General features: G+C 72.4%; 11 protein-coding genes. 5 read left to right on the forward strand and 6 right to left on the reverse strand.

Annotated elements, in window-relative coordinates:
* Window positions 1-92: 92 nt before the first annotated feature.
* The gene (locus Mam01_RS18920) at window positions 93-1502 is read right to left on the reverse strand and encodes an NAD-dependent malic enzyme (RefSeq protein ID WP_204286610.1); all 1410 of its coding nucleotides are present in this window, start codon (window positions 1500-1502) and stop codon (window positions 93-95) included.
* Between the two features lie 247 nt (window positions 1503-1749).
* Window positions 1750-2670, reverse strand: a complete 921-nt coding sequence (locus tag Mam01_RS18925) for a tetratricopeptide repeat protein (RefSeq protein WP_204286611.1) — start codon at window positions 2668-2670, stop codon at window positions 1750-1752.
* A gap of 127 nt (window positions 2671-2797) precedes the next feature.
* Between Mam01_RS18925 and Mam01_RS18930 the strand changes: the two genes are divergently transcribed.
* Window positions 2798-3304, forward strand: coding sequence for a DinB family protein (locus tag Mam01_RS18930; RefSeq protein ID WP_204286612.1), 507 nt, complete (start codon window positions 2798-2800; stop codon window positions 3302-3304).
* A 35-nt stretch (window positions 3305-3339) separates the two neighbouring features.
* Here Mam01_RS18930 and icmA read toward each other — a convergent pair whose 3' ends face one another.
* Entirely contained in the window at window positions 3340-5010 is a 1671-nt protein-coding gene (gene icmA / locus Mam01_RS18935; protein WP_204286613.1) for a coenzyme B12-dependent isobutyryl-CoA mutase large subunit, read from the reverse strand.
* A 188-nt stretch (window positions 5011-5198) separates the two neighbouring features.
* Here icmA and Mam01_RS18940 point away from each other — a divergent pair, with 188 nt between their 5' ends.
* The gene (locus Mam01_RS18940; protein WP_239101424.1) at window positions 5199-6926 is read left to right on the forward strand and encodes a S8 family serine peptidase; all 1728 of its coding nucleotides are present in this window, start codon (window positions 5199-5201) and stop codon (window positions 6924-6926) included.
* 134 nt (window positions 6927-7060) lie between these two features.
* Here Mam01_RS18940 and Mam01_RS18945 read toward each other — a convergent pair whose 3' ends face one another.
* A complete protein-coding gene (locus Mam01_RS18945) occupies window positions 7061-7573 on the reverse strand; it encodes a MarR family transcriptional regulator (protein WP_239101425.1) in 513 nt (170 codons plus the stop codon).
* Window positions 7574-8028: 455 nt separating this feature from the next.
* Here Mam01_RS18945 and Mam01_RS18950 point away from each other — a divergent pair, with 455 nt between their 5' ends.
* Together Mam01_RS18950 and Mam01_RS18955 are read left to right on the forward strand one after the other, a co-directional pair.
* Window positions 8029-9993: a hypothetical protein gene (locus Mam01_RS18950; RefSeq protein WP_204286614.1), complete on the forward strand. Its 1965-nt coding sequence runs from the start codon at window positions 8029-8031 to the stop codon at window positions 9991-9993.
* A gap of 328 nt (window positions 9994-10321) precedes the next feature.
* Window positions 10322-11053, forward strand: a complete 732-nt coding sequence (locus Mam01_RS18955; protein WP_239101426.1) for a DUF4230 domain-containing protein — start codon at window positions 10322-10324, stop codon at window positions 11051-11053.
* Window positions 11054-11070: 17 nt separating this feature from the next.
* Here Mam01_RS18955 and meaB read toward each other — a convergent pair whose 3' ends face one another.
* Both meaB and Mam01_RS18965 read right to left on the reverse strand, forming a co-directional pair.
* The gene (meaB, locus tag Mam01_RS18960) at window positions 11071-12102 is read right to left on the reverse strand and encodes a methylmalonyl Co-A mutase-associated GTPase MeaB (protein WP_204286615.1); all 1032 of its coding nucleotides are present in this window, start codon (window positions 12100-12102) and stop codon (window positions 11071-11073) included.
* Between the two features lie 18 nt (window positions 12103-12120).
* The gene (locus tag Mam01_RS18965) at window positions 12121-13314 is read right to left on the reverse strand and encodes an acetyl-CoA C-acetyltransferase (protein WP_204286616.1); all 1194 of its coding nucleotides are present in this window, start codon (window positions 13312-13314) and stop codon (window positions 12121-12123) included.
* A 94-nt stretch (window positions 13315-13408) separates the two neighbouring features.
* On the opposite strand from Mam01_RS18965, the gene mce reads away from it, so the two are divergent.
* Window positions 13409-13831 (forward strand): methylmalonyl-CoA epimerase, encoded by a 423-nt coding sequence (gene mce / locus Mam01_RS18970; protein ID WP_150939422.1) that lies wholly within the window; start codon window positions 13409-13411, stop codon window positions 13829-13831.
* Window positions 13832-13904 lie beyond the last annotated feature (73 nt).

The raw sequence follows: 13904 nt of genomic DNA on the forward strand, positions 1-13904 counted from the left end.
GGAGGAATGCGAATTCGTGTACGTCGCCCCCGGTTTGCCCGCGGCAGGTGACCCACCGCGACCGGAGCGTCGCCGTCGGTGCCAGGCGCCGGTCAGGCCTCCGTGAAGCCGCGCGGCCTGCCCCCGGCCGACTCCCGTACGGCGGCCGCCACCGCGTTGGCCACGTCGGGGTGGAAGACGCTGGGGATGATGTAGTTGGGCCCGAGCTCCTCGGGGCTCACCACCGCGGCCAGCGCGCGGGCCGCGGCGAGCAGCATCTCCGGGGTCACGCCGTCCGCCTGCGCGTCGAGCAGCCCGCGGAACACGCCCGGGAACGCCAGCACGTTGTTGATCTGGTTGGGGTAGTCGGACCGGCCGGTCGCCACGACCGCCGCGTGCTCGCGGGCGTCGTCCGGGGAGACCTCGGGCTCGGGGTTGGCCAGCGCGAACACCACCGCGTCCCGCGCCATCGCCGCGACGTCGTCCCCGGTGAGGATCCCGGGGGCGGAGACGCCGATGAAGACGTCGGCGCCCTTGACCGCGCCGCGCAGGTCGCCGCCGTACCCGTCGGCGTTGGTGTGCTCGGCGATCCACCGGAGCGAGTCGTCGAGGTCGTCGCGCCCGAGGTGGACCGCGCCCCGGTAGTCGCAGACCACGACGTTGCGCGCTCCGGCGGCCAGCAGCAGGCGCAGCACCGCGGTGCCCGCCGCGCCCGCCCCGGCCATCGCGATCCGCACCTCGGAGATCTCCTTGCGGACCACCTTCAGCGCGTTCGTCAGCGCGGCGAGCACGCAGATGGCGGTGCCGTGCTGGTCGTCGTGGAAGACCGGGATGTCGAGCAGTTCGCGCAGCCGCCGCTCGACCTCGAAACAGCGCGGCGCGGAGATGTCCTCCAGGTTGATGCCACCGAAGCCCGGCGCGATGGCCCGCACGGCCGCGACGATCTCGTCCACGTCCTGGGTGTCGAGGCAGATGGGCCAGGCGTCGATGCCGGCGAACCGTTTGAACAGGGCGGCCTTGCCCTCCATCACCGGCAGCGCGGCGGCGGGGCCGATGTTGCCGAGCCCGAGGACGGCGGAGCCGTCGGTGACGACCGCGACCGAGTTGCGCTTGATGGTGAGGCGGCGGGCGTCCTCCGGATTGCGCGCGATCGCCAGGCTGACCCGCGCCACACCGGGGGTGTAGGCCATCGACAGCTCGTCGCGGTTGCGCAGGGGGACCTTCGACTGCATCTCGATCTTGCCGCCGAGGTGCATGAGGAAGGTGCGGTCGGAGACCTTGTGGATGGCCACGTCCTCGACCGCGCCGAGGCTGTCCACGATCGCCTGGACGTGGTCGGCGTCCTTGGCCGCGCACGTCACGTCGATGCGGAGCTTCTCGTGCCCGGCGTTGGTCACGTCGAGGGCGGTCACCACGCCGCCCGCGTTCTCCACCGCGTGGGTCAGCAGGCTGACGGCCTTGCCCCCCGCGGGCACCTCGAGGCGCACAGTGATCGAGTAGGAAACGCTGGGCACGGTGGCCACGTCTATCCGCTCCTTTGCGGGGTGGTGCCTGGCCGCGCCCGCCCGGCTGCTCGCGTACGCGCGGCCTCCGCGTGGCGGTCACGCTCTCGCACCCCGGCGTGGGCGGCACATGAGTGTTTCCATCGTGCCATCTCCGGCCGGGTGTTTCAGCCCACGGCCAGAGCGCCGCTCGGCGCCGCCTCAAGTCCGCACGCGGCGAGAACGGGACGGCGCCGTGACGCCGTCCCGCCGGGCTCCGGAACGGCTCTCAGAACAGGGCGTTGGCGAGGGCCCTGCGCGACCGTACGACCGAGGGGTCGTCGGCGGGCAGCGCGTCGAACAGCCCGAGCAGGTGCACCCGGACCCGGTCCCTGTCGCCGCCGCGCGTGCGCCGCACGAGCCCGATGAGCCGGTCGTACGCCTCGTCCACCCGCCCGCTCACCATTTCGAGGTCGGCGGCCTGGAGCTGCAGGTCGATGTCGTCGGAGGCGTCCACGGCCCGCCGGAGCACGTCGGCCTCGTCGAGGTCCTGCGTGCGGCGCAGCAGGCCGACCCCGGCGAGCCCGATCTTCGCACCCTCGTCCGAGGGCGACCTGGCCAGCAGGCGCTGGTAGGCGGCGGCCGCCGCGTCCAGGTCGCCCTTCTCCACGGCCTGCTCCGCCGCCAGAAGCTCGGGGTCGACCGGCGGCTCGTCCGCCGCGTCCGCGTCCGCGGGCGCGCCCGCCTCGACGCCGAGCTGCTCGAACACCTGCGAGAGCGCCTGCCGGAGCTGCGCCTCCGGGAGCGGACCCTCGAACAGGGGCATGAGCTGCCCCTGGAAGGCCAGGTAGACGGTGGGCACCGCGCGCATCCGCAGGGCCTGGGCGAGCTGCGGCTCGGCCTCCACGTCGACGCGGGCCAGCAGCCACGCGCCCGCCGCCTCGGCGGCCAGCTTGTCCATCACCCCGCTGAACTGCTGGACCTGCTCGGCCCGGCGCATCGTCGCCTCGACGATCACGGGCACGCTCAGCGAGCGCTCCACCACATCGGCGTTGAAGGTGGCCGAGGTCACCTCGATGACGGCCGCCGAGGAGGCGGCTCCGGACGGTCCGGCGGCCTCACGCCGCGCCTGGGCGTCGAGTGCCTGCTTGCGCGCGCCGAGGTCCACGGCGCCGTAGAGCGATCCAGGTCGAGAGAACTCCGCTGCCATACCCCCAATCCTGCCGTACTCTTCCGCGTGATCCGTGCCATCCCCGCCGCCTTCCTCGCGATCGGGTGGACCCGGCGCCCGCCATAGGGTGAACGGCGCACGACCGCCGCATCGGAGGGAGCAGGAAATGGCAGTGGAACGCATCGGCCCGCCGAGCATCGCCGGCGAGCGGGAGATGCTGCGCGCGTTCCTCGACTACCACAGGGCCACGCTCGCGCTGAAGTGCGAGGGCCTGTCCGACGAGGAGCTGCGCCGCAGGTCGATGCCGCCTTCGACGCTCTCGCTGCTCGGCCTGGTCAGGCACATGGCGGAGGTCGAGCGCGCGTGGTTCCGCCGGGTGATCGGCGGGGAGGACGTGCCGCTCGTCTGGTCGGAGGAAGGCGACTACCAGGCGGCGTACGACGCGAGCGGGTCCACCGGCGCGGAGGCGTTCGCCGCCTGGCAGGCGGAGGTCGAGCACTCCCGCCGGATCGAGCGGGCGGCCGAGTCGCTCGACGTCACCGCCTACCAGCCCCGGTGGGGCGAGGAGGTGTCGCTGCGGCTGGTGATGCTGCACATGATGCACGAGTACGCCCGGCACAACGGCCACGCCGACTTCCTGCGCGAGGGCGTCGACGGGACCGTGGGCGTCTGAGACCGGGCCGCCGCACTCAGGCGGGCCGGAAGCGTCTAGAAGGCGGCGGGCTCGGAGTAGGTGCCCCACTCCTCGCGCAGAACGTCGCAGATCTCGCCCAGGGTGGCCTCGGCCCTGGCCGCCTCCAGCATCGGCACGATCATGTTCTCGGTCGTCCTCGACGCGCTCCGCAGGGCGGCCAGCGCCGTGTCCACCGCCTTCCGGTCGCGCGCCGCGCGCCGCTCGGCGAGCACCCGGCGCTGCTCGGCCTCGACCTCGTGGCTGATCCGGAGGATCTCCAGCGGCTCCTCCACCGTCGAGGTGTGGCAGTTGACGCCGACGATCCGCTTGTCACCCTTCTCCAGCTTGCGCTGGTAGTCGAAGGCCGACTCGGCGATCTCCGACATGAACCAGCCGTCCTCGATGCCCCGCAGGATGCCGGCGGTCATCGTGCCGCCGCCGCCCATCTCGCGGATCCTGGCGAAGATCTCCTCCGCCTCGGCCTCCAGCCGGTCGGTCAGGGCCTCCACGTACCAGGATCCGCCGAGCGGGTCGACCACGTTGACGACCTCGGTCTCCTCCATGATCACCTGCTGGGTGCGCAGCGCGATCTCGGCGGCCTTCTCCGACGGCAGCGCGAGCACCTCGTCCAGCGCGTTGGTGTGCAGCGAGTTGGTGCCGCCGAGCACGGCCGCCAGCGCCTCGACGGCGGTACGCACGATGTTGTTGTCCGGCTGCTGCGCGGTCAGCGACACCCCGGCCGTCTGGGTGTGGAAACGCAGCCACTGCGCCTTCTCCGTACGGGCGCCGTACACGTCGCGCATCCAGCGGGCCCAGATGCGGCGCGCCGCGCGGAACTTGGCGATCTCCTCGAAGAAGTCGATGTGCGCGTCGAAGAAGAACGAGAGCCCCGGGGCGAAGACGTCCACGTCGAGTCCGCGCGACAGGCCGAGCTCGACGTAGCCGAACCCGTCGGCGAGCGTGAAGGCCAGCTCCTGCGCGGCCGTGGACCCGGCCTCGCGGATGTGGTAGCCCGACACCGACAGCGGCTTGTACGCGGGGATCTCGGCGGCGCAGAACTCCATGAGGTCGCCGATCAGCCGCAGATGCGGCTCCGGGGCGAACAGCCACTCCTTCTGCGCGATGTACTCCTTGAAGATGTCCGTCTGGAGCGTGCCGTTGAGCTTCCCCACCGGCACACCCTGCCGCTCGGCCGCGACCACGTACATGCAGAAGATCGGCACGGCCGGCCCGCTGATGGTCATCGACGTGGTCACGTCGCCGAGCGGGATGCCGTCGAACAGCAGGTCCATGTCGAGGGCGGAGTCGACCGCGACGCCGCAGTGGCCCACCTCGCCGAGCGAGCGCGGGTCGTCGGAGTCGCGGCCCATCAGCGTCGGCATGTCGAACGCCACCGACAGGCCGCCGCCCCCGGCGCCGAGGATCATCTTGTAACGCTCGTTGGTCTGCCGGGCGTTGCCGAACCCGGCGAACTGCCGGATCGTCCAGGGACGGCCGCGGTAGCCGGTGGCGTACAGGCCGCGGGTGAAGGGGAACTCCCCCGGCCAGCCGATGCGCCCGAACCTGGGGTCCGCGCCGGGCGGGCCGTAGACGGGGTCCACCTCCAAGCCCGACAGGGTCCGGAACTCGCGGTCGCGCTTGAAGGCGGCGTCGTACCGCGCCTGCCAGCGGGCCCGGCCCGCCTCGATCGGCTCATCCGGCTGCATGCGTCCTCCCCGGTCGTGACTCCTCTCCGAATACTAGGACGTCCTAGTAATCTCGGCCACCATCGTCTGACTCCCCGGTTCCGCCAAGGTCACGTCACACGTTGGTCGCGAAATCCAACAGGTCTTTGACAGCGCGCGGAAATCTTCAAATATGGTCACCGCCCTTGAAGGTCCACACGGAGGTGGATGTGAACCGCTTGACAGTCGTCGCCGCGACCGCGGCGATGGTGGCGGCAACCCTCGCCGTACCCGCGCAGGCCGCACCGACGGCCGCGGGATCGGCGACGCAGACCGAATACGTGGTGTTGTACAAGGAAGGCACGTCCGCGGCGGACGCCCAAAAGGCGATCGAGGCCGCGGGCGGCACCGTGGTGAAGGCGAACACCGAGGTCGGCGTGGCCACGGTCAGCAGCACGAACGCCGGCTTCGCCAACGCCCTCGCCGGGGCGGCGGCCATCGAGGGCGTCGCGCCCAACCGGGTGATCGGCAGCGCGCCCGACGACGCCAAGGCGTCCGCCGCGCGGAAGGCCCCCTCGCGGGCGGCCAGGAACCGGGGCGTCGAGAGGGAGGGCCGGGGCGGCAAGGGTCCCAAGTGGGGGCGCAACGTCAAGGACGAGCCGCTCGCCGACCTGCAGTGGGACATGAAGCAGATCCACGCGGACGAGGCACACAGGTACGAGCAGGGCGACAAGCGCGTCCTCGTCGGCATCCTCGACACCGGCGTCGACGCCTCGCACCCCGACATCGCGCCCAACTTCGACCGGCGGCTGAGCCGCAACTTCACGGTCGACGTGCCCGCGGACGCCAACGGCACCGAGATCGACGGGCCGTGTGAGGACGACCCCGACGGGTCCTGCACCGACCCGAACGACGTGGACGAGGACGGCCACGGCACCCACGTCGCCTCGTCGATCGCCTCCCCCATCAACAAGCTGGGCATCTCGGGCGTCGCGCCCAAGGTGACGATCGTGAACCTCCGGGCCGGTCAGGACTCGGGCTACTTCTTCCTCCAGCCGACCGTCGACGCCCTCACCTACGCGGGCGACATCGGCGTCGACGTGGTGAACATGAGCTACTACATCGACCCGTGGCTGTTCAACTGCGCCGACAACCCGGCCGACAGCCCCGAGGAGCAGGCGCAGCAGCGGCTCTACATCGCCGCCACCCAGCGGGCGATCGACTACGCGCACGCGCACGGGGTGACGCTGGTCGGCGCGGCCGGCAACGAGGCGATCGACTACACCAAGACCAACGTCGACGCGACCAGCCCCGACTACGCCAGCTTCCCGGGCCAGGCGACCAGGACCCGGACCATCCCCGCGTCCTGCGTCTCGCTGCCGGCCGAGGCCGAGCACGTGATCTCGGTCTCCTCCACCGGCATCAGCAAGCGGAAGGCCTACTACTCCAGCTACGGCAACGGCTACATCGACGTGGCCTCGCCCGGCGGCGACGTCTACGACACCCCCGGCAACACGCGGGACGTCAGCAAGGCCACCCTGTCGGCGTACCCCAAGGCGCTGGCCGTCGCCAACGGCGAGATCGACGCGAACGGCGACCCCACCGTCGACTACGTGGTGAAGGACTGCAAGGGCTCGACCTGCGCCTACTACCAGTACCTGCAGGGCACCTCGATGGCCTCGCCGCGCGCGGCCGGCGTCGCGGCGCTCATCGTCAGCCGGTACGGCCAGCGTGACCGCCTGCGCGGCGGCCTGACCCTGGACCCGGACAGGGTCGAGGCGATCCTCAAGGGCACGGCGACCAAGACGGCCTGCCCGAACCCGCCCGCCTTCACCTACACCCGCAACCTGCCGAGCGGCACCACGGTGACCGCCACGCACGTCTGCGAGGGCACGGCGGGCAGCAACGGCTTCTACGGCAAGGGCATCGTCGACGCCCTCCACGCCGTCGGCCGCTGACGACCGCGGAGCGGTGGCGCACCCGTGACACGCGGGCGCGCCGCCGCTCCACCTTCGGGCCCCGGCCGCGCGACAGCGGCCGGGGCCCGCTCACGCCGGGGGGCCGGGCCAGGGGCCGCGGTCAGGGGCCGCGGTCAGGGGCTGAAGTCGCCCGCGGCGACCCGGAGCGTCCGGAGCAGGCCGAACATCTCGCCCAGTTCGGCGTCGTCGTACATGCCCAGGCAGAAACCGGCGTTCATCAGGTCGTCCGTGGCCCGCCGTACGATGTCGCGGCCCTCGCCAGTGATCTCGGCGAGCACCCCGCGGCCGTCGCGCGGGTTGCGCATGCGCCGCACCAGCCCGGCGCGCTCCAGCCGGTCGACCGTGTTGGTGACGCTCGTGGGATGCACCATCAGCCGCTCGCCGATCTTCGACAACGGCAGCGCCCCCGACCGGCTGAACGTCAGGAGCACGAGCGCCTCGTACCTGGCGAAGGTCAGGTCGTACGGCTTGAGCAGCGTGTCCAGTTGCGCCAGCAGGATCTGATGGGCTCTCATGATCGAAGTCACGGCGGCCATGGCCGACGACGGCCCGAACGTCGCGCGCCAGGTCTCGGCGGCCCGCTCGATCGGGTCGAACGGGAGCTTGAGCGGCCGGGGACCGGTCACGGACGGTGGCTCTGAGCTGGGCGGAACGGACACAGCGATATACGGTAGCGCGGCTCCGGCCATGATCGTCCGGGGCACCCAGCGTAACCGGATCGAGTCCTTGACCCCAGAACTCCCCCCGGCAGGGTCACGCTCCGTTATGGTTGCCATCGTCGAAAGGTGAGGCGGCGGCAAACCCGGCGGCACGGGGAACCCCGTCTGCTACCGGGTGTCACAGGATCTCGCCGCAGGGGAAGCGGCCGGCCGTCGGCCGGCCGCGGCGGACGACGGGATCCGGGGACACCCGCACGGAGCAGGCGAGGCGAGGCCGGCCGGAGGACCAGCGCCACGGGGAACGGCGCGGGTTCGCACACCGCTCACGCAGACACGGGGGAGATTCTCAATGGGCAGCACTGCTGTCCCGGCGCCGCATGCGCGCCGGACTTCGACGGCGTGGCCGGTGGCCGCGCCCGGCTGTGGGTGAGCACAGGGGCGGTTCACGCGGAGAGCTGAAACACGGCGCGCTGGTCGCGGGGACCGTGCTGCTCGTGCTCGGGCTCGTCGCCGCGTGGAGCGTCCTGATTCCCGGTTTCATGGACTGGGACGAGATAGTGGCGGCCGTCATCGGCTCGCTGCGGCTGACAGGGCCGGTCGGCGCCGCGTTCGCGGCGTGGGTGGCGCTGCGCAGGCGCCGCGCCGAGCGCGGCCGTGTCCTGACGCCCTGGCGGGCCGCCAGGGCGCCGTTGTCGATCATCGCGGTCGTGACCGGGTCCTTCGGGGCGACCGTCCTGCTGCTCGGCCTGCGCGCCGCGCTGACCGGGCAGGGCGGCGCACTGCTGCCCGGCGGCCTCGCCATGTCCGTCGCGGGCCTGGGGTTGTACGTGATGGTCGGCTGGATACTGGGCTGGCTCCTGCCGGTCACCGTCGTCCCGCTGCTCGCGGGAGCGGGCACGTACGGCGTCTTCACCCTGCTGGCGACCGGGCCCAACTGGGCCGGCCGGCTCATCCCCGCCGCCCGGCAGCCGTACGAGCTGCTCACGGTCGGCGCGACCTCCTACGCGGACCAGGCGCTCTGGCTGGTGGGGCTCAGCGCCGCGCTGTTCCTCGGGTGGGTCGCCCTGGTTACCGGACGGACGCTGGCGCTGGCCGCCGCGGCGATCGCCGTCCTGGCGGCGGGGACGGGCGCGGCCCGGCTGGTGAGCGAGCCGCGGACCACGCTGGCGAGCGAGCGCTACGCCTGCCAGGAGTGGCCCATCACCGTGTGCGTGCGTCCGGCGCTGCGCGCGGGGCTGACCGACCTCGCGGGCATGTTCACCATGCTCGCGGCGCGGCTGGCCGGGACCCCGGCCGCCTTCAAACGGGTCGAGCAGCGCGCGCCCGGCGAGGGCGGGCCGGTGGCTCCGGGGGTCGTGGTCGTCCACCTGGGCGATCTCGGCGCAGGGTACGCCCAGCGGGCCGCCACCGAGTTCCTCGACGGGCTGGCCCGCCCCTGCTCCGGGGTGGCCGCGGAGGGCTACCGGGCGATCGTCGTCGCCTGGCTGCGCAACGATCCGCTGCCTCCCGGAGCGATTCCGGAGCAGCACGCCGCCGCCCTGTGGTTCTCGGAACTGACCGACGCGCAGCGGCACGACTGGCTGCGGCTGTTCTACTCCGACTTCGTCTCCTGCGGCCTGCAGGCCAGGCACTTCGGTGGGGGCACCCGGCCCGTGAACCCCGCGGTGACTCCTTATCCCGTCAATCCCACCCCGGCGGATCCGGCCGGGCGCCCCGGGGCGACGCCGTCCGCCGGCGCGCCCGTCCCCACCGGCGAACCAGGAACCCCTGGCACAGGCCCGGTTGGTGCGGGCTCTGCGGACGGCGCCGGCCGGGGCGGTCCCGGTTCGGCGGGTCCGGGCGGTGCCGCTGGTGATGGCGGTCCCGGCGGGCAGGTGCGGCCCGGCGCGCCCGCCGGCCCCGGTGAAGGCCCTCCGCCCGGCACCGCCGGATCCCCCCGCCTGCGGCCCGGCCCCTGGAACGGAGGCTCCGCCACCGAAGGCGCGCAACCAGGCCTCCCAGGGGACACCGCCTCCGGGCGGCAGGGCCGGACGCATGACGGGATACGGAACGAGAGGGGTCCCGGCGGGCGGCGAGCCGACGTAGGCGGTACCGGCGGACGCGGAACCGGCGGTCCGGGAGCAAGTGGGCAGGGAGCAAGCGGACAGGGAGGAGGCGGACACGGAACGGGTGACGCGCCGGACCGCGCTCCAGGGCACGCCGAGCGACGCGGCGTGGTGGAACACGTCCCCGGCCCCGGCCGTGACGACCGGCGCACGGGCGACGACTCCGGCCGCGGCGGCACCGGCACCCGTGACACCGGCAGTCACGACACCGGCAGTCACGACACCGGGCAGGACGCTCCCCAGGTGACGGACGTGCCCGCCGCCCTCCTCGCACCCTCCTGAGTCAGGCTGGGTCGGGCCCCGTCAGGGTCCGGCCTGAGTCCGGCCTGAGTCTGGCCGCGCCCGCGTCCGGCCCGGCTCCGGCCCGGCTCCGGCCCTGACTCTGCTCCTGGCTCTGGTCTTGACCCCGGTCCCGGCCCGGCTCCCGGCCCGGGTCCGGGTCCGGGTCCGGCCTGGCTCCTGGACGAAGCCGCCCGACCGCCACACGGTCAGGCGGCTCGTTCTGGTTGGGGCGGGCCGAAGACGGGGTTTCAGAGAGCCGAAGAACGGCGAAAACAGGAATCGATCTTGCCGGGCGTGAGATCGCCGAAATACCGGGAAGATTCCACCCGTGGACCGACAGACACGTCCCTCCTTCGCGCCGGCCGACACCGGCCCCGGTGCAGACGCCGCGACCGACGCCATGACGGGCGCCGGGACACCCGCCCGCCGCCGGGGGCGCGGCTGGCGGGTGCTCGCCGGTCTGCTCGTCGTGATCGCCCTGCTCGTCGTCGGCGCCCGCCTGACCTGGTCCTGGATCGACCCGCTGGGCGACCAGACCATCGACAGGAGCGGGCCCGCCCTGCTGCGGTCGGTGCAGAACCTGAGCCGCTTCGAGGCCGCGACCGGTGAGTTCCAGGTCATCGTCGACCTGGAGAAGGACGCGAAGTTCCTGCCCGACGCCATCAAGGGCAGCCGGACGCTGTTCGTCGGTGCCGGCAGCGTCGACGCGTACGTAGAGTTCTCGGGCCTGCCGAAGGACGCGCTCACGGTCTCTCCCGACCGCACGGCGGTGACCGTACGGCTGCCGCACGCCGAGTTGGAGAAGCCGAACCTCGACAACAAGCGGTCGTACGTGTTCGCGCAGGAGCGGGGCATCTTCGACCGCATCTCCGACCTGCTGTCGTCGTCGCCGCAGAACCAGCAGGAGCTGTACGTCCTGGCCGAACGCAAGATCGGCGACGCCGCCGCCGCCAGCGACCTGCGCTCCAGGGCCGACCAGAACACCAAGGCCATGCTGGAGGGCATGCTGAAGTCGCTCGGCTTCACCACCGTCACGATCAAGTACACCGGCGAGCCCTGACCCGTACGGCCCGCCTGTCAGCGCAGCGCGGCGAGAAGGTCGTCGGCGGCGGTGTAAGGGTCGGTCCCCGCGTCGAGCAGCCGCGTGGCCAGCGCGTCGAGGCGGTCGCCGTGCAGCCCGGCGAAGCGGGAGCGGAGCCTGGCGAGCGCGATGGCCTCGATCTCGTCGCGGGCACGGGCCAGCCGCCGCCTGCGCCCCTCGCCCGACTCGTCCAGGTACGCCTGGTGCTTGTCGAGCGCGGCCGTCAGATCGTCGACGCCCTCCTCCCTGGACGCGACCGTCGTGACGATCGGGGGACGCCACGGCGGCTCGGCGAGCCCCGTCATGTTCCGCAGCTCGCGCACCGTCGCCTGGACGCCGTCCCGGTCGGCCTTGTTCACCACCAGCACGTCGGCGACCTCCAGGATGCCCGCCTTCGCCGCCTGCACGCCGTCACCCATGCCGGGGGCGAGGATGACGACGGTGGTGTCCGCCAGCCGGGCGACGTCCACCTCGGCCTGACCGACGCCGACCGTCTCGACGAGGATCACGTCGCAGCCGGCGGCCTCCAGCACCCGCAGCGCCTGCGGCGTGGCCCACGCGAGCCCGCCCAGGTGGCCCCGGCTGGACATGCTGCGGATGAAGACCTCCGGATCGGTCGCGTGCTCCTGCATCCGCACGCGGTCGCCGAGCAGCGCGCCGCCGGTGAACGGGCTGGACGGATCGACCGCCAGCACCCCCACCCTGCTGCCCCGTCTGCGGAACGCCCGGATGAGCATGCCGGTCGAGGTCGACTTGCCGACGCCGGGGGCGCCGGTCAGGCCGATCACCCGGGCGGTGTACGGCCGGGCCGCGCCGGTGGCGAGGTCGGCCATGACCTCGCGCAGGACACGGTTCGCTCCCGGCGGTTCCGCCCCGCCTTCACCACCGGCACGCGCGGCGTTCCCTGCGGCGTTCCCTGTGGAGTACTCCGCGATGTTCTCCGCGGCGTTCTCGACGAGCGAGATCAGCCGGGCCACCGCCCTCGGCCGTCCCAGCCGCACCTGGGCGGCCAGCTCCCGGACGTCCACGTTCGCTCCGTTCCCCGGTCAGGCCGTGGGCGCGGGGACCCGGATGATCAGCGCGTCGCCCTGGCCGCCGCCGCCGCACAGCCCGGCCGCGCCGAGGCCGCCGCCGCGCCTGCGCAGCTCGTGGGCCAGGGTCAGCACGATGCGGGCGCCGGACGCGCCGATCGGGTGGCCGAGCGCGATGCCGCCGCCGTTGACGTTGACCTTGTCGAGCGGGACGCCGAGCTCCTTCACCGACTGCAGCACGACCTGGGCGAACGCCTCGTTGATCTCCAGCAGGTCGAGGTCGTCCACGCCGATCCCCTGCTTGGCCAGCGCCTGGCCGATCGCGTTGGCGGGCTGCGACTGGAGCGAGTTGTCCGGCCCGGCCACGTTGCCGTGCGCGCCGATCTCGGCCAGCCACTCGAGGCCCAGCTCCTCGGCTTTGGCCCGCGACATCACGACGACGGCGACGGCGCCGTCGGAGATCTGCGAGGCGGACCCGGCCGTGATCGTGCCGTCCTCGGTGAACGCCGGCCGCAGCTTCGCCAGGGACTCCGCCGTGGTGTCCCCGCGGATGCCCTCGTCGGCCGAGAACAGGACCGGCTCCCCCCTTTTCTGCGGCAGCGTCACCGGGACGATCTCGTCGTCGAACAGGCCCTTCTCGGTGGCCTCGGCGGCGCGCTGGTGTGAGCGCGCGGAGAAGGCGTCCTGCTCCTCACGGGTCAGGCCGAGCCTCGCGTTGTGGCGCTCGGTGGACTCCCCCATCGCGACCTGGTCGAACGCGTCGGTCAGGCCGTCGTACGCCGTCGAGTCCAGGATCCCGGCGCCGCCGTACTTCACGCCCTTGCGCAGGCCGGGCAGCAGGTGCGGCGCGTTCGTCATCGACTCCATGCCGCCCGCGACCACGACGTCGAACTCGCCCGCGCGGATGAGCTGGTCGGCCAGCGCGATCGCGTCCAGCCCCGAGAGGCAGACCTTGTTGATGGTGAGGGAGGGCACGGTCATGGGGATTCCGGCCTTCACCGCGGCCTGGCGGGAGGGGAGCTGCCCGGAGCCCGCCTGGAGCACCTGACCCATGATCACGTACTGGACCTGGTCCGGGGAGACGCCCGCCCGCTCCAGCGCCGCTTTTATCGCGATTCCGCCCAGCTCGACGGCCGACAGGCCGGACAGTGAGCCGAGAAGGCGTCCGATGGGCGTGCGTGCTCCGGCGACGATGACGGAACCAGACATTTCGAGACCCTCCACTGCGAGATCAGGGCAACGGTGTCACCATACCCAGGAGTAGTTGGGTCGCCCGGATGCGGGCGCGGCGAAGGGACCTGCGATGCTCCTGCGAATCGACCACGTGGGCGTGGCCTGCCACAACCTCGAAGAGAAGATCGAGTTCTACGAGTCGGTCTTCGGGCTGACCGTCGTCAGCCGGGAGGTGAACGAGGAGCAGGGCGTCCGGGAGGCGATGCTGCACGTCGCCGACGGCGACCAGGGCGCGTCGTACGTCCAGCTCCTCGAACCGCTGCACCCCGACACAGCCGTGGGCAAGTTCCTCGCCAAGCGGGGCGAGGGCGTGCATCATATCGGGTACGGCGTGGCGGACGTCACCAAAGCCCTGGAGGAAATCGGAGCGAAGGGCGTACGCCTGGTCGACGAGCGGCCCAGGCACGGCTCGATGGGAGCTTCGATCGCGTTTCTGCATCCCAAGGACGTGGGAGGGGTTCTCACCGAGCTTGTCGAGTCGTCCAAGCGTTAAGTAAACGCAAGAAACGTTCATACGTAACAAGTCGCGCAGAAAGTCGGAGGGGGCCGCCAACGCGGCAGTACCG

It is taken from the genome of Microbispora amethystogenes, assembly GCF_016863015.1.
GTDB classification, from domain to species: domain Bacteria; phylum Actinomycetota; class Actinomycetes; order Streptosporangiales; family Streptosporangiaceae; genus Microbispora; species Microbispora amethystogenes.